Raw genomic sequence first — 20,585 nt, forward strand, 5'->3', positions numbered from 1 at the left:
TTTTATAGGAGAATATAGAAATGAAATTATTAAATAATACATTAAGCGGTTTTGAATTAATAAAACAATTAGAAAAAAATAAAACTAAAAAAATACAGGAGTGCGAAGCACCCATGAAATGGGTTCAAAATTTCATATCATTATATGGTGTCAATAATTGTTTATTTGTTACCTTAGCATCAAATAAAGATCATTCAATATACTATATACAAAAAGCAATAAATGATTGGTTAAATAATATTTGTTTTCGTATTTTTAGATCTAGTAGAGATAAACTTACTGAAGGTAGTATAAACTTTTTAGCATTTTTAGAATCAAATGAAAAACAATATTATCACTATCATTTAATTATTTATATTAATCCAAAATATAAAGATTACTTTAAACGATTATGTGATGGGTTTTGGAAGAAAAGAGTTTATGATGGTACAACTGACATACAAGATATTAGTGATCCAATTGGTTTAAGTAAGTATGTTACTAAAGAATATTACAAAACAGAAAATCAAGAATATTTTTATTGTTTCTAATTATAGATAAGTTGGTATAAATGCCAACTTTGAAAGCAGTTCAAAATGACAATGTTTTAATTAATCAATTGAGTGTATAATCTGTAAAGATTATCTATCATTTATAGCGTAAAAATAATGGATATAGGAAACAAATAGGTATGAAAAAATTAATATTAATAGTTTTATATATTCTTAGTTATTATTCGTATGCCGAAGTAAACACTAAAGTATATAACAACTACATTGTATTATATATACCAGAAATAGCACCTTATTCAAAGTTAATAAAACAACAAGATATTTATACAACTATTAATTACATGGATGCCATGAGATTTGTAGATGGAAAAGTAGTGATCAAATCTAATAGTGATGGTTTAATGATTTTTAGTGAGATCGAGCAATATAAAACAATACAGTTTTATGATTATGTTAAAGGTCTTTTTATATGGAATATAAATAATAAACCTTTTACTCAAATTAAGTTAACTCTCAATAAAGATGAAAACATTATTGAATCGTCATCATTAAATAGTTTCAATTTCCATTATCGATATAATTATGATGAACTCAAAAGATTAGTAATGTCCATGGGTGAAGGAATGACCACAAAGGCAAAAATTGAATTTTTCTATACAAATAATAACTTACTAAAATCTATTTATTATAAAACAAATGTCTCTACTCGACCCAACAATAGAAAAATAGATTTTATTTATGATGATGATAATAAACTGAAAGAAACAATACAAACCCATTATTCAGATGAAAATAATTCAAAAATAGATAAGACAATAACTTGCTCTTTCTCTGATTATAATGAATATGGAGATTGGACAAAAGGTCATTGTATTAAAGATGGTAATATTGATTTAGGTGCTATAACGCGAAAATTAGAATATTAATAATAAAAAGAAAATATAGATGAAAAAACTTTTATTAGTAGCGTGCTGTTTGATTAGTTTTTATGTCTTTGCATCCGTTGATGATAACAGTAAAAATATTGGTATTAGTAATAATTATCTCATTCTTCTTTTCCCAGAGAATACTCCGCATTCTAATCCAATAAAAAACAAGAATTATTTATTGAAAATATCCAACCAACATCTTTTACTAGTAATATAGAAATATATTCAGATGATAATGGTTTTATTATAGAAGAGTTTTTTCGTCATAAAAAAGATCTGACAATGGATTATCAGAAGCAGGTATTAACACGAAATGAGAAAGGAATTTTAGTTAATTATTTAGTACAATTAGATGATCAAAAAAACTTTATAAATGTTAAAAATTCTAATCAAAAAACTATTGCAACTTATGAATATGATGAACAGGGAAAATTGATTTTTTCAGATGAGAAGTTTGATGAGAAAAATTATATAGGTACTTATTCTTATGATATAAACAACAATCTTATTCAATACAAAGAGCGAGAAATCCAAACCAACACGCCAGAAAAAATACTTACTTTTCCGTCAACAAATTTATATTATTATGATGACGAAAATAGATTAGTTTCTTCCAATTTTGAGCAGGAAGATCCACTATTAAATGGAGAAATTATATTGTTATCCAAAGACATCTATGATGTCTAAATATCGAACATCTACTTGCCATTTTAGTGAATATAATAAATATGGTGATTGGACTGTTAGTCAATGTTTTAATGGCGATAATGAATTAGACAAATCTGTAACGCGAAAGTTAGAGTATAGGGATAAATGATGAAAAAAATAATGTTGATGTGTTTTATTGTCATTTTTTTTATCACAGGATGCGATAAGGAAAAAGACACACATACAATCATTACAAATAATTATAACGCGATTCTTTACCCACCCCTCATACCCAATAAGAAACCTACTATGAAACAGAAGATTAAAGCAAATTTTTTAGCTGACAATAAAATAATGAATACGATTATAGAATCAAACTCAGATGGTTTAATTGAAAAAGTATTATTTGATGATGATTCACAGAATATGATCATTGATTATAAAAACAAAACAATGCATCTCAATGGAGTAGATGTAACATTACAATTAGATAGTGATAATAATATTCTGGGTTATTTATATATAAATAACGAGCAATTAGCATCGCTTTCATATAATGAATTAGGACAATTCATAAAACTTGAAGATATGCACCCGCTAACTAAAGAAAAACGGCAACAAACCTTTGGATATTATAATGGTAATACAATTAAATATAACGAGTTCCGAAAAAAAAATATAAATTTAAACAGATTTTATTATAACCAAAAAGGTGAGTTAGTAGAAAGTATTACAGAAAATTATATTATTACTGATGATAATTCTAAAACTGATAATTCTCCAAAACCTGATATAAATGTCAAACAATCCGATAGAAAACCAGAAAACTTAAAACCGAATGCTGTTAAATGTATTTATCTAAACCATAACCAATATGGCGATTGGACAAATGCTTATTGCGTGAAAGGAAATGGTGTAAAACTAGTAACTCATACTCGAGAATTAGAATATTAGTTATATTAATAACATGACTTATAAATATAGTTGGTTAGTATCAGATCAAAGTCGATAACGTCCTCAATAACGAAGTAGGTTATGCGATTACTTATCTACACTGTTATCAATAAAGAACCCCATCCCTGCAATTAATCCTTACATAAAAATAATACATAGATTCTTAATTTAACATATCCGCAGAAGTAGTTTTTTGATCAAATTAACTCATTGATCGTCTATAACGATCAATAACCAATATATGATAGCTATAAACTATTAATTATATATTTTTGATCGATAAAACATATTAATTTATTTTGCTTTTTGTTATTATATTGACGCTTTTTAAGCACTTTAGATTATCTAATCTGTATTTGATGTAGGTCTGATAAAAAATAACATATTTTTTAAAAGTAGAGGAAAAAATGAAAGCATTATCTATAGTGGCATTAATTTTCGCGGCAATATCAATTTTTGTTCCTGTAGTGGGAATATTCATTGCTATGGGATGTAGCGTATTAGCATTAATTACCTTTTGTAAACAACCAACATTATCAGGTATTACATTTGGTATTAATATAATCAGTACTGCATTTCTTTCACCAACATTAGCGCTGACAGCATCTGATATGCATAACACAGGGGAAGATGGAGTCAGCATGTATCTGTTTTATGTGGGATTCCATGTAGTGTTAATGCTTATCGCATTTATAACGCTTTTTATCTTTAAAAAGAAAAAAAAGCAGAATCCATAACATTATTGATGAATAAAACTAAGTTGAATCAATAAGTTTATTTTATTGTTTTCTTAGTCAAAAAATAACAGGTAAGTCCAGATGTCTAATTTAATTATACATAGAAAGTCTCAATTTTATTGGGGTGGAGTATTTTTTTCTATTTATGTAAATGGAGTTGAGGTTGAACGTATTAAACGTAAAGAGACAAAAACTATTCCAGTTACAGCAGGAAGAATTGCTTTAGAAATACGCAAAGGAACGTTTAAAAACGCTATATTTATTGATATTGCAGAAAATGAAACTAAATCATTTGAAGTATCAGTCAAAAATACGTTATTGCATACGTTAATTCCAATTTATTCATTTATTATAAAAGACTCAATATTTAGTATTGAACCACTAAAACAATAATCATGTGAGGAAAATGATGAAAAAACTAGGTACTCGATTTTTTGTACCTAGTTAATAAATTAACCTATAAAGGTTCGCAATATTTTTTATTCACTACTACATCTCTAAACTTCTTTTTATCAGTAAAACTCCGACTAATATTAGTACATAAATCCGTAAAATTATCTGTGCCATCATGTGATTTATAGAAAAAGGGTTTAATACTTACACAATTTTCATGTTCAAATATTGTTTGTAATAAAACACGGTCGGATGTAGCACAAGAATGACCCCAAATATAAACTTGATACATATCTTGCTCTAGAAAAGTTAATAAATCTTTATAATTAGAATTTAACAAATAGTGAAGTGACTTTGAATATTGCAAATATCGATTATCATTTTTATTTTCTAATTCTTGATATGAACTGTCTTTTTCATCACCATATCCAAATATAATCGAATTGTATTTATCGTTTAGTTTTCCATGTATCTGGATATGTTTTTCTTTTATATCTGATGGGTCATTTTGAATGTAATTTACAATGGTATTAGTATAATTGAAATTTAAAAATAAAGTTTCATTAACCTGATAATATAATGGTAGTTTTGTGTTCGTAGCTAAATCTCTTAAACTTGGTTTTTGATTTAAAAATTCTAATTTGTTATTCAATTCTCGCTTTTGAATAGTTTTTTTGATATGTTCTAAAATTTTGGGGATAAATTTTGGTTGTTGTCTAGAAGCAATTGATTCCATATAATATGTAAAACAATTAATGATATTTTGGAATTCTTCGTTTAGTATATCTATACCATCTCGTGTACTATTTTGGGCATAAAATTTGTCAACTTCTAATAAAGTTTGGTAAAAATCATGTTCAATTCCTCCCCAATTCTTAGTATTATTCCCCTTAATAATATTAGTAAAAATAAGTCGAAATAATTTATTATTAAATATATTTATCGCGTTATTAGAAGTGCTATACAAGGAAAGTTTTTCTTTTAAATCATTAGCTTTTAATATTCCTTCATTTATAAGGTCAAAAAAAGATATAGGTGATTTGAAATAATCAGTATTTTTATCATATTTAAAGTTTGGTTCTGATTTAAATTCTTTCAATATGTTCAATTTTTGTTTCATTTCATCTGAATCAGTATTCCTATAAAACTTTAAACAACGGTCTAAAATTTTGTGGGTTTCGGATAAATTAATGATGTTATGTTCAATCATTAAGTTAGGATAGGTGTCTTTATTATGAACTTTTTGATGAATAGTTCTTAGAATTTCAAATGCACAATAATTAATAAAATCAAAAAAAGATGTTTTTAATCCATGTGCAAGATCAAATCCATTACCGATTAATACCAATCTATTAATTTTTATCTCACTCAAAATGTAAATCCTTTCCTAAACCAATTAGTTAGATTTTATCATTAATATTAGTTTGATAATAACTGGATCATTACTTGATATATAATGTGTTATTATTACAATAATAAATCTTCATCTTTTGTGTAGAAATATCTTTACTAGTATTATTGTAACTGTAATAAAAACTGTAATTATATTGATTTTAAATTAAAAAATTTAAAAAAAATCAATATGAAAATGCAAACGCATCATTGGTATTTTTGTATTTATTATTTTATTAAATGTTTTATGCAGAGTTTGTTTATAAGTAACAAAAACAACTATTTTTGTTACATACAAATGCGCAAAATAAATCTCAATAAAATCAAATATATTTTTTATTGAAATATAGGGGGTTTTTGTTACACCGATAAAATAGATTCGAACTTATGTTGAGACAATATTCGGTGTATTGACATTCTAGATAAATTTAGATGATTTGCTACCTTACTTAGTGACCATCCATTATTAACTAGATTTATAATCTCTTTTTTCACTAAATCATTTATTTTCTTTGGGCGACCTAAACTTTTACCATCTAATTTTACACGTTGTAGACCTAGTTTTACGCGTTCAGAAATCATGGATCTTTCAAATTCGGAGAAAACACCCACCATTTGAAACATCATCCTACCTGAGGGAGTAGATGTATCTAATCCAGATTGATGTATGTATAAATGACAATTTACCGATTGTACATCATTCAAAAATTCAACTAAATGCTGTAATGATCTTCCTAATCTAGATACATCCCAAACCAGTATTTTATTAAATTTACGCCTAACCATATCTTTGCAAAGTCTATCAAATTCTGGTCTTTTATCTCGACCTTTGGAACCCGAAATTCCATCATCGATGTATATATCAATTAGATCCCATTTATTTTGCTCAACTATCCTTTTTAGAAAGACAATTTGGTTATCAATTGTTTGTTCTGTTGTGGATACTCGTCCATAAATAACTACTTTTGACATAATTTGACTCCTGATTTTACATAAAAATAATCTTGCTTAACTGATACTTGAATATTATTCATTCGTTGTAGTCTTTTTAGATACTTAGAATGAGTCATGAAAACGAGTTGAGTGGTATACAATTTACCCGTAGGAGTGTATAGATTTTCTTGATTAAGATAGTGAGCAATTTGTTTGGAAGTTAGACCTTTTTCATATAGATCTTTTATCAACTCGAGACGGTCATTTTGATCTTTATCTAATTGATTTAATGTGAGAACGTTGGTTTTGATTATGATATCAAAACCATACACTAAGTCCTCACATTTAATACAGCGAAATTTACTCCACTGTAACAGATTTTGCCAAGTTGCGTGGCTGATCTACGTCGGTACCTTTAATTAACGCAACATGATAAGCTAATAACTGAGTTGGAACAGTGTAATAGATTGGTGCAGTCAGTTCTTCGATATGTGGCAAGTTAATTACCTGCATGGTGTCATCACTAACAAAACCAGCATCCTGCTGGGCAAATACATAAAGTTGACCACCACGCGCACGCACTTCTTCGATATTAGATTTTAATTTTTCTAACAATTCGTTAGTTGGTGCCATGATAATTACTGGCATATCGGCATCAATTAATGCTAATGGCCCGTGTTTTAATTCCCCTGCCGCATAAGCTTCAGCGTGAATATAGGATATTTCTTTGAGTTTTAACGAGGCTTCCATTGCGATCGGGTATTCATCGCCACGACCTAAGAATAAAGCATGGTGTTTGTCAACAAATTGCCCAGCCAATTGTTTAATTTTGAGTTCCGCCATTAATACTTGTTCAATACGATTAGGCAGAGTTTGTAAGGCATGGACGATAGCTTGTTCGGTACTTTCTGCCATATCATTGAGTCGCCCCAATTTGGCGACTAACAATAATAATACCGTTAATTGGGTGGTAAAAGCTTTGGTCGAAGCTACACCAATTTCAACACCAGCTTTGGTTAATAACACCAAATCAGCTTCACGTACCAAGGTTGATGCCGCCACATTACACACTGCCAACGTGCTTAAATAATTATTTTCTTTAGCTAAACGTAAAGCTGCAAGGGTATCAGCAGTTTCTCCCGACTGGGACAAGGTAATAAATAAGCTATTTTTACGGCGAGCCGGTTTACGGTAACGGAATTCAGAAGCAATTTCAACATCACAAGGAATGCCGGCTAATGCTTCAAACCAATAACGTGCTACCATCCCAGCATTATAAGCGGTGCCACAAGCGACAATTTGGACATGCTCAACTTGTTTAAGAATGGCTTGCGCTTGATCGCCAAGTTCCGATAAATCAACTTTACCATGTGCCATTCGGCCTTCAAGGGTATTTTTTATCGCATTGGGTTGTTCATAAATTTCTTTTTGCATGTAATGATTATAACCCGCTTTACTACCTGCATCATATTTGGCGTCAGACTCCATTGGTGGGCGAGTTACTTGTTTAAAGTTTTTGTCTATAATAGAAACGGTGCGGTGACTAATTAATGCAATATCACCTTCTTCTAAAAAGATAAACTGACGAGTGACGGGTAATAAGGCAAGCTGATCGGAGGCAATAAAATTCTCCCCTACGCCTAAACCAATCACTAACGGACTACCTGAGCGGGCAGCGACGAGTATGTCTGGATTTCGGGTGTCCATAATCACTGTGCCATAGGCACCACGTAATTGTGGAATCGCTTTTTGCACTGCCTCAAATAAGTTACAGTCGTCAGTAGCAATGATGTCATGCACTAAATGAGCAATAACTTCGGTATCGGTTTCTGAACGGAATTGGTAACCTTTGGCAATCAGACTTTCGCGTAATGGTTCATAGTTTTCAATAATGCCATTATGCACAACTGCAATAAAATCGGAAATATGTGGGTGAGCATTATGTTCAACCGGTTCGCCATGCGTTGCCCAGCGAGTATGGGCAATCCCAGTTGAACCTTTAAGTGGGTGTTGTTCTACGGCATCTTTGAGTGCTTGCACTTTACCTACTCGGCGAATGCGTTGTAATTCGCCTTGTGGTGAAATAATCGCTAATCCGGCGGAATCATATCCGCGGTATTCTAAGCGTTTTAACCCTTCTAATAAAATTTCTGCGACGTCACGTTTGGCGATAGCGCCAACAATTCCACACATAGTTTATTCCTCGTTATTTAGTTTTTGTTGGGCGTTTCCAACCGGGTAGCTGTTGTTGCCTAACTCGACTTAAGACTAATTCATTGTCATTAACATTACTAGTTACAGTGGTGCCGGCAGCAATAGTAGCACCTTTACCAATGGTTACAGGTGCGATTAGCTGCGTATCAGAACCGACAAATACGTCGTCTTCAATAATGGTTTTAAATTTATTGGCACCATCATAATTACAGGTAATAGTACCCGCCCCAATGTTGACATTACTACCAATGTCACTATCACCAAGATAAGTTAAATGCCCCGCTTTGCTGCCTTTGCCTAAATGCGTTTTTTTGAGTTCAACAAAGTTACCCACATGGGCTTGTTCATCAAGTTGGTTACCTGGCCTTAATCTTGCAAAAGGCCCTACAGTACAATTGCTGGCTAATAGAGAATCTTCAATAATGCTATAAGGGCTAATTGCTGAATTATCATCGATGCTGCAATTTTTAAGGATGCAGCCAGCGCCAATAAACACGTTATTCCCGAGTTTGACATCTCCTTCAATGATCACATTACAATCAATAGTCACATCTTTACCATGAGTGAGGGTACCGCGTAAATCAAAGCGATTCGGATCTAGTAAGGTAACGCCAGCTAATAGTAGTTTATGTGCTTGCTGTTGTTGATATTGACGTTCTAAGGCTGCCAATTGCAACCGATTATTTACGCCTTCCACTTCAAATGGTTGTTGCGGATGCGAGGTTAAAATTTCATAACCATCTTGATGGGCAAAGGCGATAATATCGGTTAAATAGTATTCTTGTTGAGCATTGTTGTTGGTTAGGCGGGACAACCAATTTTTAAGTAATTTACCAGTAACGAGCATAATGCCAGTATTAATTTCATTAATTTTTTGTTGCTCTGGTGAGGCATCTCTTTGTTCAACAATGGCCACAACCTTATCATTTTTACGTTCAATGCGACCATATCCAGTCGGATCGTTAAGTAATACTGTTAATAAGGCAATACCTTGTTTAGGTTTATTGGCAATCAAATTTTGTAAAGTTTGCGCCGAAATAAGTGGTGTGTCAGCATATAATATTAATATGTCTTCATCATCGTCAATATAGGGTATAGCTTGCTGCACGGCATGCCCGGTACCAAGTTGCTCAGCCTGATAAACCAGTTGCACCGGTTGATCTTTTAAAGCATGTTCCAGTTGTTCTTTACCATGTCCGTAAACTATATTGATATGATGGGTATTAAGTTGTTGAACTGTATCAATAACATGTTGTAACATCGGTTTAGCACCGATTTTGTGTAAAACTTTAGGAAGATTGGAATACATCCGTGTGCCTTTTCCGGCCGCCAAAATAATTGCACTGAGTTTTGGAGGTGAAATTGCCATAATTAGTTCCATGCTAGTTTAGTAAGTTTACTACTATAATAAAAGTTGTTGGTTAAATCACCCCGAATTTATTAATTTTTCTCTTAAAAAAAGTAATCTTGGTCAAGACTGAGTATTATTACTAATAAGGAATCAATATTATGAGCACTGATATGAAAGTTTTATTATTGTATACCACACATGAAAAGCAGACGCTTAAAATTATGCAACGTATAAAACAACATTTGGATGATAAACTTGATTGTGATTTGCTTGAATTACTGCCAAATTCATCCATTGATCTGGCAAAATATCAAGCGGCTTTGCTTGGTTGTTCTATTCGTTATGGATTTTATAGTAAGGTGATGAAAAAATTTATTGATGATAATTATCAAAAATTAAATAGTATGCCATCGGCCTTTTTTGGCGTAAATGTGGTGGCAAGGAAACCGAATAAAAATACCCCTGAAACCAATTTATATACTAAAAAATTCCTAGCAAAAATAGCTTGGCACCCAGAATTAACAGCGGTTTTTGCTGGTGCGCTTTATTATCCACAATATAATTGGTTCGATCGCAATATGATCCGCTTTATTATGTGGTTAGGTAAAGGTGATACTGATGTGACCAAACCAGTCATTGAATATACGAATTGGTCTAAAGTGGATGAATTTGCCACTAAACTTTATACTGAAACGTATGGCACTCCTGAAACATCTTTACAAAAAAATCTCTAATTATTGTCTTTTGCAACACACTAAAGCTATTTTAAAGAAACTTTGTGATATAGATCAACATTTCAACTAAAAAGGTGTACAATATCGCGCCTAAAGAATCTGTCTCCTAATTGGGATTTTAATTGTGATTGAAAATTTAAGAAATATAGCCATTATTGCGCACGTTGACCATGGTAAAACAACTTTGGTTGATAAATTATTGAAACAATCAGGCACGCTAGATAATTTGCGTGGTGATGATAATGAAAGAATCATGGACTCCAACGCGCTTGAAAAAGAACGCGGTATTACTATTTTAGCTAAAAATACCGCAATTAACTGGAATGGTTATCGAATTAATATTGTTGATACACCGGGGCATGCTGACTTTGGTGGTGAAGTAGAACGTGTAATGTCAATGGTTGATTCAGTGTTATTGCTGGTAGATGCTATGGATGGGCCGATGCCACAAACGCGTTTTGTGACTCAAAAAGCCTTTGCTTATGGCTTAAAACCAATTGTGGTTATTAATAAAGTTGACCGTCCAGGTGCACGCCCAGATTGGGTAGTTGATCAGGTATTCGATCTATTTGTTAATTTAGGCGCGACTGATGAACAATTAGACTTCCCTATTGTTTATGCTTCTGCGCTAATGGGTATAGCGGGGCTGGATCATGAAGTGATGGCACCAGACATGACCCCATTATTTGAAGCGATTGTGAAATACGTTGAGCCACCAAAAGTGGATTTAGATGGTCCATTCCAAATGCAAATTTCGCAACTTGATTATAATAATTACGTTGGCGTAATTGGTATTGGTCGCATTAAACGTGGTCGTGTGAAACCAAATCAACAAGTCACGATTGTCGATAGTGAAGGTAATAAACGTACCGGTAAAGTAGGGCAAGTGTTAGGTCATTTAGGTTTACAACGCTATGAGGCAGAGGTTGCTGAAGCGGGTGACATTATTGCCTTAACCGGTCTTGGTGAACTTGGTATTTCGGACACGATTTGTGATAATAGTGCCGTTGAAGCCTTACCGGCATTAAGTGTGGATGAACCAACAGTGACTATGTTCTTTAATGTTAACAACTCGCCTTTTGCCGGCAAAGAAGGGAAGTTTGTGACTTCGCGCCAAATTTTGGAACGTTTAAATAAAGAGTTAGTGCATAACGTGGCGCTGCGAGTTGAAGAAACCCCTGATCCCGATGCTTTTAAAGTGTCTGGTCGTGGTGAGCTGCATTTATCAGTGTTAATCGAAAATATGCGCCGTGAAGGCTATGAGTTAGGTGTTTCCCGTCCTAAAGTTATTTATCGCGAAATTGATGGTAAAAAACAAGAACCATTTGAACAAGTCACTCTCGATATTGAAGAACAACATCAAGGTTCAGTGATGGAAGCGCTAGGTTTACGTAAAGGTGATTTAACCAATATGCTACCGGATGGTAAAGGCCGAGTGCGTTTAGACTATGTTATTCCAAGCCGTGGGCTGATTGGTTTTAGAACTGAGTTTATGACCATGACTTCGGGTACTGGTTTACTTTATTCAACTTTTAGTCATTATGATGATGTGCGTCCGGGTGAAATTGGCCAACGTAATAATGGGGTATTGATTTCAAACGGTACCGGTAAAGCACTGGCGTATGCTTTATATAGTTTGCAAGATCGTGGTAAGTTATTTATTGGTCACGGTGCTGAGGTTTATGAAGGTCAAATTATTGGTATTCATACTCGTTCCAATGATTTAACTGTCAACTGTTTAACCGGTAAAAAATTAACTAACATGCGAGCATCGGGTACTGATGAAGCAACCACGCTATCACCACCTGTTAAAATGTCATTAGAACAAGCATTAGAGTTTATTGATGATGATGAATTAGTGGAAGTCACACCATTGTCTATACGTTTACGTAAACGTCATTTAACTGAGAATGATCGTAAACGTGCCTTTAGAAGCAATAATAAAGACTAATTGCTGCTGCTTTATTGACAATAAACTAATACTAAAATAGAAAGCCTCGCTAATTAGCGAGGTTTTTTTTAGCTTTAACTCTGGCAATGGCATCGGCAACAAATTGTTTGCGATCTTTTAGGGTGTTAGTATTACTATTTGTCATATCATTGGGTGCTAATGACGTAGCAGTGAGGTTTTTCTTGGCTCTTACTCTGGCAATGGCATCGGCAACAGATTGTTTGCGATCTTTTGGCGTGCTTGTATTGATGTTAACTGACATTGTCCGTGGGAATAAGATAGTGGGTGGCACCAGTTGATTTTGAGTTAAGCGTTGCTGTTTTTTCTCAGTTAGTTGTAACTCTTCTTGTTGCGTTAATGCGGTGCCTAAAGTACTTAAAGTAATACAATCGGTTGGGCAGGTATTAACGCAGTTACTACATGAGGTACAATACTGGGGTAAAATAGTATGTAATACTTGTTTGCTCCCGACGATCGCATCAGTTGGGCAAACACGGATGCATTTGCCACAACCAATACAATTTTGTTCGTCGATAAACGCTTTATAAGCTTGTTGCTTTTGCATGATAACTTCTTGCATTAACTTAAACCTACAATATTACCATCTTTGTCAATATCGATGTGGCGATAAGCCGGATTAGTGCCCAGCCCCGGCATAGTCATAACATTGCCGGCATAAACCCGAATAAAGCCGGCACCAGCCGAAATTGCAAGGTGACTAATATCAACATCAAAATCAGTTGGTACATTTTTTAAATTAGCATCAGCGCTGATTGACATTGGCGTTTTGGCAATACACAGCGGTAAGTGATCAAGCTTTAATGCTTCAATCTCCTGAATATTTTTTAAAGCTTGATCGGATAAATTGGCTTTATTAGCACCATATTTTTTTACCATAGTTTGGATTTTATCGATTAAAGGCATATTGTCCGGATAAGGTAATTTAATCTCACTTGGCATCTCACAAGCTTTGATAACATGTTGTGCTAGTTTCTCCGTACCTTTACCGCCTTGAGTAAAGGCTTCACTCACTTCACAAGCGAAGGCTCCATGCTTAATGGCATATTGTTGTAAAAAGGCGAGTTCTTCTTCACTATCATGTGGAAAGCGATTAATGGCAACAATCACTTGTAACCCATAACTTTTAGCATTGTTAATATGCCAAGCTAAATTAGCGGCACCGAGTTCAAGTAGTTCAACATTTGATTCGGTAACTTCTTTAGGTATGGCTTGTCCGGGTTTGACATTATATTTACCACTATTGGATTTTAAACTACGTACAGTGGCAACTAATACTATACACGACGCTTTAATACCAGCTTGACGATATTTGATATTAAAGAATTTTTCCATGCCCATGTCTGAACCAAAACCGGCTTCAGTAATCACATAATCGGCAACCTGCATAGCAATGCGATCGGCAATTACTGACGAGTTACCATGGGCAATATTAGCAAAGGGACCAGCATGAATTAATACTGGGGTATGTTCAACGGTTTGCATCAAGTTGGGATTAATGGCATTTTTCAATAGTACCGTCATAGCGCCAGCAACTTCAAGTTGTTCAGCTGTAATGGCTTCACCTTGGGTATTGTAAGCTAAAATAATGCGGCCAATACGTGCCCGCATATCGTGTAGATCGGAAGCTAAAGCTAAAATCGCCATTAATTCAGAGGCCGCAGTAATTTCAAAGCCATCACGGCGCTCAATACCATTAACACCACCACCCACTCCAACAGTAATATGGCGTAACGCCCGATCGTTATGATCGATAACCCGCTTCCAAACAATGCGATTTTGGTCGATATTTAAACGAGGTAGACCGGTTTGCGCAGTAAATTCATCACCAAGGCGATCTTCATGATAAAGCCTGGCATCTAATGCTGCTGAAGCTAAATCATGGGCAGCGGTAATGGCATGAATATCGCCAGTTAAATGTAAATTTAAGGTTTCCATTGGTATTACTTCAGCTTGACCACCGCCGGCAGCTCCGCCTTTCACTCCAAAAACAGGTCCTAAACTTGGTTGCCGAATACAGGCAATTGCTTTTTTACCAAGGTAATTTAATCCTTCACTAAGCCCAATAGTATTAACTGTTTTACCTTCACCTAATGGTGTTGGGGTGATTGCGGTAACTAATACTAGCTTCCCTTGAGGTTGGTTTTTATTTGCTTGGATAATGGCTAAATCGATTTTGGCAACATGTTTGCCATAAGGTAAAACATAGGCTTCAGGAATATTACATTGGGCAGCAATTTCGGTAATTGGGCGTAAAGGCATTTTAGTTCTCGTCTTATGATAATCAGACAGTCAGTATAAATAATTTAAATAGCCGAATAAAGCACCAATTACGGGTTTATTAATTTTCGGCACAATCAGTGATTATATTGCTATAATAGAGCAATCATTCAATCAAAAGGATAATAATTAAATGTATTGGTTTTCACAATATTCGCTGTTTTTGGCAGAAACCGCCACCGTAGTGATTGCTATTTTGGCAGTACTTATTTTTATTTTAAGTCAAAAGCGAAAATCAGCGACAGTTGCAGGACGGTTGTCTGTCAAAGATATGAGTCAAGAATATGAGCAAATCAAAGATGATATGCTGATGTCTAGTATGGATGAACTTGAAGCAAAGTTGTTTACTAAAGATCTTAAAAAACAAAAAAAACTGGAAAAGAAACAAGCAAAAGTTGCGGCAAAGCAGAAAAAGAAAGCCGCGAAAAATAATGAGCAATCTGCTAACCAATCAACTGTAGCAGATCCTGCAATCCCAGCAACAGAGGAAACACCTGATAAAGCAAAAGCTAAACTATTTGTTTTGTCTTTCAATGGCAGTATGGATGCGCATGAAGTTGAAGAATTACGTCAAGAAATTACCGCGGTGCTGGCGATTATCAAACCCGAAGATGAAGTGGTGGTTAAACTAGAAAGCCCAGGCGGTGTGGTTCATGGCTACGGTCTGGCGGCTTCACAATTATTACGCTTCCGAACTCGCAACATTCCCTTTACCGCACTGGTGGATAAAGTGGCGGCCAGTGGTGGCTATATGATGGCTTGTACTGCGAACAAAATTGTGGCAGCACCCTTTGCTATTGTCGGTTCCATTGGTGTGGTGGCGCAAATTCCTAACTTTAATCGGTTACTTAAAAAACATGATGTGGATATTGAGTTACAAACAGCAGGTGAATACAAACGTACCCTTACGATGTTTGGTGAAAACACCGACGAAGGTCGGCAGAAATTCAAACAAGAACTTGAAGAAACCCATTTATTATTTAAAGACTTTGTTAAAGAATATCGACCAAATGTGGATATAGAACAAGTGGCAACTGGTGAACATTGGTTTGCCAGCCAAGCTAAAGATAAAGGCTTAGTTGACGAAATTAGCACCAGTGATGATTTTATTTTATCTCATTTAGAATCGCATAAAATCATATCAGTAAAATACCAACGTAAACAAAAACTATCAGAAAAGCTGTCTAAAAATGTAGTTAAAGGATTGGAACGGCTCTTTCTAAGACATGAAAAAGGGCTGTAAGAGCATCTATAAAATGAAAGATAAATAATATTAAATCACGTTATTTATTGCTCTTATTCTTTATCTATTATAGGTCGCGCATTGCGAACGCGACCTATTGCATCATTGATAATTCTATTACTTAAATACGTTTGATGATAATTGAGGTATTAATACCACCAAAAGCGAAGTTATTGGTTTGTAGGTATTCAATGTCTAAATCACGACCAGAACCAACAATATAATCGAGATCACCACATTGAGGATCAACATTATTAAGATTGATGGTTGGATGGAACCATCCTGTATGCATCATTTCAATCGATAACCAAGCCTCGAGTGCACCACAGGCACCAAGTGTATGACCAAAATAACTTTTTAATGATGATATAGGCGTTTTATTGCCATATATATTAGCAACAGCATTACTTTCAGCAATATCCCCTCGTGTTGTGGCAGTGCCGTGAGCACTAATATAACCAATTGCACTCGGATCTAGACCCGCTTGTTTTAATGATTGTTGCATGCAGTATTGTATTGTTTCTTGCCGAGGTTGGGTAATATGACTTGCATCACAATTGGTGACAAAGCCGATAATCTCACCATAGATTTTAGCGCCTCGCGCTTTAGCATGTTCGTATTCTTCTAATATTAATGCACCAGCCCCTTCACCTATTACCAGTCCGTCCCTGTCGCGATCATAAGGTTTTGGCGATAATTTTGGCGTATCATTTTTTTGACTTGTGGCAAATAAGGTATCAAATACCGCGGCTTCAGATGGACACAACTCTTCAGCACCGCCAGCCACCATAACCGTTTGCATCCCAAATTTTATTGCTTCATATGCATAGCCAATCGCCTGACTGCCTGAGGTACAAGCACTAGACGTGGTAATTAAACGCCCTTTTAAGCCAAAAAAGAGTCCAGTATTAACCGCTGTAGTATGTGGCATCATTTGGATATAAGTGGTTGCGGTAATATTGTTAGTGTGTTTTTCATTTAACATGGTGGCAAATGAAGCGACCGGTTGTGTGCTACCGGTTGATGAACCAAATGCTATGCCGGTTTCACCATTAGTAATAATTGGATCATTGAGTAATCCCGCTTTCTCTAACGCTATTTCGGTTGCTTTGGTTGATAACAAGGATACTCGCCCCATTGAGCGAATTTTTTTCCTGGTGTAATGTTCAGGTAATTCAAATTGATCAATAGGTGCACCTAATTTAGTATGTAAACCATCATAGATTTCCCATTCGGGCATATATCTAACCGCATTTTCTAATTTTTTTAATCTAGCTTGAATAGTAAACCAATCATTACCAAATGCAGTGACGCCTCCCATGCCGGTGATAACTACTCGTTTTGTCATACCATCCCTCCGTTGATTGATACTACTTGCCGGGTTACATATCCAGCAAGGTCTGACATAAGGTAACTAGCAAGTTCTGCTACTTCTTCAACTTGTCCCATTCGTTTTAAAGGGATCATTTTCATAGCTTCTTGTAGTGCAATAGGTTCCATAGCTAAAATACCGGTATCAATTAAACCTGGTGCAATACAGTTAACTGTAATTTTGCGTTTAGCAAGTTCAAGCGCTAAGGCTTTACTTGCTCCAATTAAACCGGCTTTAGCTGCGCTATAATTAACCTGCCCACGATTACCGACTATCCCTGAGACAGAAGAAATAACAATAATTCTTCCACCAGAACGTAATCCTATCATTGGCATAATACAAGGATGTAATACATTATAGAAACTATCAAGATCAGTATGAATAACAGCATCCCAATCATTTTCGGTTAAGGCTGGAAAGGCGCCATCGCGAATTATACCCGCGTTATTAACGATGCCATAATACGCACCATGCTGCTCAATGTCCGCTTCAATCACTTGTTGGCATTGTAAGCGATCACTTACATCAAACTGTAGTAACCGAGCTTCGCAACCAAATTGTTCAATACTTTGTTGGGTATCAACCGCGCCTTGTTTATCGTTATGGTAATGTATAACAATATTAAAACCATCTTGAGATAATTTTTTGGCTATCGCCTTGCCAATTCCTTTACTAGCACCTGTCACAAGAACCGTTCGTTTCATTAATCTTATACTCCTAATCGCTTTTCACCAACAAGATATTGTAATTCCATATGATCCGGTTCATAAACATTAAGTTTACCTGATGCTACACATTGTTGGTCGATATTTATTTGGCAATCAAAATTAGCTAGTTTGGCATCAGAAAGAACTAAATTAGCCTGTATTATTAACTGGCTTAGGTGAGGGAAGGCGGTTAAAGTAGTTTTTATTGCTCTTCCTCCTAATAACATCCCTAGTTGTGGTTTTTTATCCTTGCTCATGCCATGGTAACCATTCCAAATACCAATAGTTTGCGCCATTAATTCAATGGTATAAAAATTAGGTAATGCTTTATCGTTATTTAAAAAAGGTGCTAAGATTCCATCTTGGTTGACTTGCACACTACAAATGCAATGTTCTTCATCAACTAAATGAACTTTGTCAATCATTACCATTGGCGCTTCATGCGGTAAATAATCAGTTGCTGGGTAATATTGCATTATACTCTCCCAATAATAAGCGATGCATTGTTACCACCAAATGCAAAAGAGTTTGACATTATAACTGGATATTCCAAGATCATATCTCGCGTAACCATATTGATTTTATCAAGATTTGGATCAAATGCTGATATTGAAAAATCTTGTTGTGGTAAGTATATTTTGTTAGTGAGTAATAAATAACTAATTGCTAATTCGGTAGCGGCGGCACTCCCTAATGTGTGTCCAGTAAGGTGTTTGGTTGAACTACATGGCGGTAATGATTGGTTAAATAAGCGATATACCGCTTTACTTTCAGCCAAATCATTTAATATAGTTGCGGTGCCATGTAAGTTGATATAGCCAATCTGATTGGAATTTAATTTAGCTTCATCAAGTGCCATTTGCATAGCCTGTTGCGCACCTAAACCGTCCGGATGCGGCGATGAGATATGATAGGCATCAGATGATTCGCCGATTCCTAAAATTGCTATGTCACTGGTTTCATGTTTGGTTAGTAAAAATAAAGCACTTGCTTCACCAATATTTATGCCATTACGTTTTTCTGCAAATGGCATACATGGGTTTACAGACAGAGATTCAAGGGCATTAAAACCATTAATTGGCATTCTACTTAAACTGTCAGAACCACCAACAATTGCTGCATCGACCAGACCTGATTCGATTAGCCTTTTACCACTAATAATGGCTTTGGCGCTTGAGGTGCAAGCTGTCGAAATAGTATAACCAGGACCTTTTAAACCAAGTAATGCGGTCAAAAAGCAAGATGGATCACCCAATTCTTGTTGATTATAACTATAGCTTGAAGGAAGGTTTTGAGTTTGTAAGTAATGCTTAACGGCGAGATCACCTTCATGAATACCGGAAGTACTGGTCCCCATAATAATTGCTACTCTTTCACGCCCATATTGACTAATAATTTGTTCTATTTCATGTTGAATTTGCAGATACGCTGCATACAAAAGTTGGTTGTTGCGTGTTGAGTATTTTGATAAATGTTTGGGAATATTTGGTAAATTACCTGCGACTTGCCCTAACCATGCGGGCTGATCATTTAATAACCATCCTTGTTGTTGAACTAAGCAATGGCTAGCTCGATAATTGTTAGCTAGATTTTGCTTAATTTCACTCAAGTTATTACCTAAGGCATTAATTGCACCTAGTGCAGCTATATAGATCATTTATTGCGCTTCCATACTTTGAATGTCAATTTGATAGCCAAATATATTATGTACAATGTAAATAGGTTTCCTTATTTGCGGTGATGGGTTTTCTTTATAGGTTATATCAATAATAGTTTCTTGTTTCTCATTAAGCAATTTTCTATGTAGTTGGTTATCTATAAGTTGCCAGCCTTCCGGTAAGACGACTTGCCATTGTTGAGTAGGTAAAATGCTTAACATAATATCAGATAAAACTTGCTGAGGCGCTGGCAACTCTTTAACAAATATATTTTGTTTCGTTTTAATATGTTGACCGTCATATTCAATTGCGAATAATCGAATTCCTAACGCTGTCAATCCAATAACTTTGAGTTGATTTTGGTTGACATCGACTAAAGTAATAAGTGAATTTTCTTGGTTTTTATATTTGAACTTTAGTAGTTGTTGGTCGTGATAATTTTGTTGCAAATTGGGTGTTGGTAGATTGACTTTTGTTCCCTTAGTTAACCATGCTTCAGCTTTGGGTTTGGTTGTGCAAGCAGAAACTAACATAGCTAGCACGAGTATGGTTAAAGTTACATATTTTTTCATCCTGAATC

21 protein-coding genes are annotated in these 20,585 nt (G+C 34.6%); 9 read left to right on the forward strand and 12 right to left on the reverse strand.

Features of this window, described 5'->3' with window-relative positions:
* The first annotated feature begins 20 nt into the window (after positions 1 to 20).
* The 6 genes from Q0K76_RS06090 (at position 21) to Q0K76_RS06115 (ending at position 4,152) form a co-directional block, all read left to right on the forward strand.
* The gene (locus Q0K76_RS06090; protein ID WP_294612959.1) at positions 21 to 530 is read left to right on the forward strand and encodes a hypothetical protein; all 510 of its coding nucleotides are present in this window, start codon (positions 21 to 23) and stop codon (positions 528 to 530) included.
* 140 nt (positions 531 to 670) lie between these two features.
* Positions 671 to 1,417 carry a hypothetical protein gene (locus tag Q0K76_RS06095; RefSeq protein WP_294612961.1) on the forward strand — a complete coding sequence of 249 codons (747 nt, stop codon included), beginning with the start codon at positions 671 to 673 and terminating at the stop codon, positions 1,415 to 1,417.
* Positions 1,418 to 1,702: 285 nt separating this feature from the next.
* Positions 1,703 to 2,107: a hypothetical protein gene (locus Q0K76_RS06100; RefSeq protein WP_294612963.1), complete on the forward strand. Its 405-nt coding sequence runs from the start codon at positions 1,703 to 1,705 to the stop codon at positions 2,105 to 2,107.
* Between the two features lie 129 nt (positions 2,108 to 2,236).
* Positions 2,237 to 3,022 carry a hypothetical protein gene (locus tag Q0K76_RS06105; RefSeq protein WP_294612965.1) on the forward strand — a complete coding sequence of 262 codons (786 nt, stop codon included), beginning with the start codon at positions 2,237 to 2,239 and terminating at the stop codon, positions 3,020 to 3,022.
* A gap of 407 nt (positions 3,023 to 3,429) precedes the next feature.
* Complete coding sequence (locus Q0K76_RS06110) at positions 3,430 to 3,759, forward strand: LPXTG cell wall anchor domain-containing protein (protein WP_065798357.1); 330 nt, start codon at positions 3,430 to 3,432, stop codon at positions 3,757 to 3,759.
* Positions 3,760 to 3,840: 81 nt separating this feature from the next.
* Entirely contained in the window at positions 3,841 to 4,152 is a 312-nt protein-coding gene (locus Q0K76_RS06115) for a hypothetical protein (RefSeq protein WP_294612969.1), read from the forward strand.
* Positions 4,153 to 4,216: 64 nt separating this feature from the next.
* Here Q0K76_RS06115 and Q0K76_RS06120 read toward each other — a convergent pair whose 3' ends face one another.
* The 5 genes from Q0K76_RS06120 to glmU all read right to left on the reverse strand — a co-directional run bounded on the left by Q0K76_RS06120 (position 4,217) and on the right by glmU (position 10,060).
* Positions 4,217 to 5,524, reverse strand: coding sequence for an AbiH family protein (locus tag Q0K76_RS06120; protein WP_294612971.1), 1,308 nt, complete (start codon positions 5,522 to 5,524; stop codon positions 4,217 to 4,219).
* Between the two features lie 380 nt (positions 5,525 to 5,904).
* Positions 5,905 to 6,516 carry a recombinase family protein gene (locus Q0K76_RS06125; RefSeq protein WP_294612974.1) on the reverse strand — a complete coding sequence of 204 codons (612 nt, stop codon included), beginning with the start codon at positions 6,514 to 6,516 and terminating at the stop codon, positions 5,905 to 5,907.
* Positions 6,504 to 6,809 (reverse strand): recombinase family protein, encoded by a 306-nt coding sequence (locus Q0K76_RS13020; protein WP_363322404.1) that lies wholly within the window; start codon positions 6,807 to 6,809, stop codon positions 6,504 to 6,506. The genes Q0K76_RS06125 and Q0K76_RS13020 overlap by 13 nt, the downstream gene beginning before the upstream one ends.
* Before the next feature lie 28 nt (positions 6,810 to 6,837).
* Positions 6,838 to 8,670 (reverse strand): glutamine--fructose-6-phosphate transaminase (isomerizing), encoded by a 1,833-nt coding sequence (gene glmS, locus Q0K76_RS06130; RefSeq protein WP_294612977.1) that lies wholly within the window; start codon positions 8,668 to 8,670, stop codon positions 6,838 to 6,840.
* Positions 8,671 to 8,683: 13 nt separating this feature from the next.
* Positions 8,684 to 10,060: a bifunctional UDP-N-acetylglucosamine diphosphorylase/glucosamine-1-phosphate N-acetyltransferase GlmU gene (gene glmU / locus Q0K76_RS06135; RefSeq protein WP_294612980.1), complete on the reverse strand. Its 1,377-nt coding sequence runs from the start codon at positions 10,058 to 10,060 to the stop codon at positions 8,684 to 8,686.
* A gap of 140 nt (positions 10,061 to 10,200) precedes the next feature.
* Between glmU and hemG the strand changes: the two genes are divergently transcribed.
* Together hemG and typA are read left to right on the forward strand one after the other, a co-directional pair.
* Positions 10,201 to 10,776: a menaquinone-dependent protoporphyrinogen IX dehydrogenase gene (hemG, locus tag Q0K76_RS06140; protein WP_294612982.1), complete on the forward strand. Its 576-nt coding sequence runs from the start codon at positions 10,201 to 10,203 to the stop codon at positions 10,774 to 10,776.
* A gap of 124 nt (positions 10,777 to 10,900) precedes the next feature.
* Entirely contained in the window at positions 10,901 to 12,727 is a 1,827-nt protein-coding gene (gene typA / locus Q0K76_RS06145; protein ID WP_294612985.1) for a translational GTPase TypA, read from the forward strand.
* Positions 12,728 to 12,776: 49 nt separating this feature from the next.
* Here the strand turns inward: typA and Q0K76_RS06150 are convergent, their stop codons facing one another.
* Together Q0K76_RS06150 and Q0K76_RS06155 are read right to left on the reverse strand one after the other, a co-directional pair.
* Complete coding sequence (locus Q0K76_RS06150; protein ID WP_294612989.1) at positions 12,777 to 13,307, reverse strand: RnfABCDGE type electron transport complex subunit B; 531 nt, start codon at positions 13,305 to 13,307, stop codon at positions 12,777 to 12,779.
* Positions 13,307 to 15,007, reverse strand: coding sequence for a formate--tetrahydrofolate ligase (locus Q0K76_RS06155; RefSeq protein WP_294612992.1), 1,701 nt, complete (start codon positions 15,005 to 15,007; stop codon positions 13,307 to 13,309). Before Q0K76_RS06155 ends, Q0K76_RS06150 begins: the two co-directional genes overlap by 1 nt.
* 151 nt (positions 15,008 to 15,158) lie before the next feature.
* On the opposite strand from Q0K76_RS06155, the gene sohB reads away from it, so the two are divergent.
* On the forward strand, positions 15,159 to 16,268 hold the full coding sequence (sohB, locus tag Q0K76_RS06160; RefSeq protein WP_294612995.1) for a protease SohB: 1,110 nt from the start codon (positions 15,159 to 15,161) through the stop codon (positions 16,266 to 16,268).
* 121 nt (positions 16,269 to 16,389) lie between these two features.
* On the opposite strand, the gene Q0K76_RS06165 is transcribed toward sohB, so the two are convergent.
* From Q0K76_RS06165 to Q0K76_RS06185, 5 genes are read right to left on the reverse strand one after another with little or no spacing between them, the layout of a single operon-like run.
* The gene (locus Q0K76_RS06165) at positions 16,390 to 17,616 is read right to left on the reverse strand and encodes a beta-ketoacyl-ACP synthase (RefSeq protein ID WP_294612998.1); all 1,227 of its coding nucleotides are present in this window, start codon (positions 17,614 to 17,616) and stop codon (positions 16,390 to 16,392) included.
* Complete coding sequence (locus tag Q0K76_RS06170; protein WP_294613001.1) at positions 17,613 to 18,344, reverse strand: 3-ketoacyl-ACP reductase FabG2; 732 nt, start codon at positions 18,342 to 18,344, stop codon at positions 17,613 to 17,615. Before Q0K76_RS06170 ends, Q0K76_RS06165 begins: the two co-directional genes overlap by 4 nt.
* Positions 18,345 to 18,349: 5 nt before the next feature.
* Entirely contained in the window at positions 18,350 to 18,823 is a 474-nt protein-coding gene (locus Q0K76_RS06175) for a 3-hydroxy-fatty acyl-ACP dehydratase (protein WP_294613005.1), read from the reverse strand.
* Positions 18,823 to 20,004 (reverse strand): beta-ketoacyl-[acyl-carrier-protein] synthase family protein, encoded by a 1,182-nt coding sequence (locus Q0K76_RS06180; protein ID WP_294613008.1) that lies wholly within the window; start codon positions 20,002 to 20,004, stop codon positions 18,823 to 18,825. The genes Q0K76_RS06175 and Q0K76_RS06180 overlap by 1 nt, the downstream gene beginning before the upstream one ends.
* A complete protein-coding gene (locus tag Q0K76_RS06185) occupies positions 20,005 to 20,577 on the reverse strand; it encodes a DUF3261 domain-containing protein (RefSeq protein ID WP_294613011.1) in 573 nt (190 codons plus the stop codon). It lies immediately after the preceding gene.
* Positions 20,578 to 20,585 lie beyond the last annotated feature (8 nt).

Origin of the sequence: uncultured Gilliamella sp., assembly GCA_945271295.1 — a bacterium.
Classification (GTDB): domain Bacteria; phylum Pseudomonadota; class Gammaproteobacteria; order Enterobacterales; family Orbaceae; genus Gilliamella.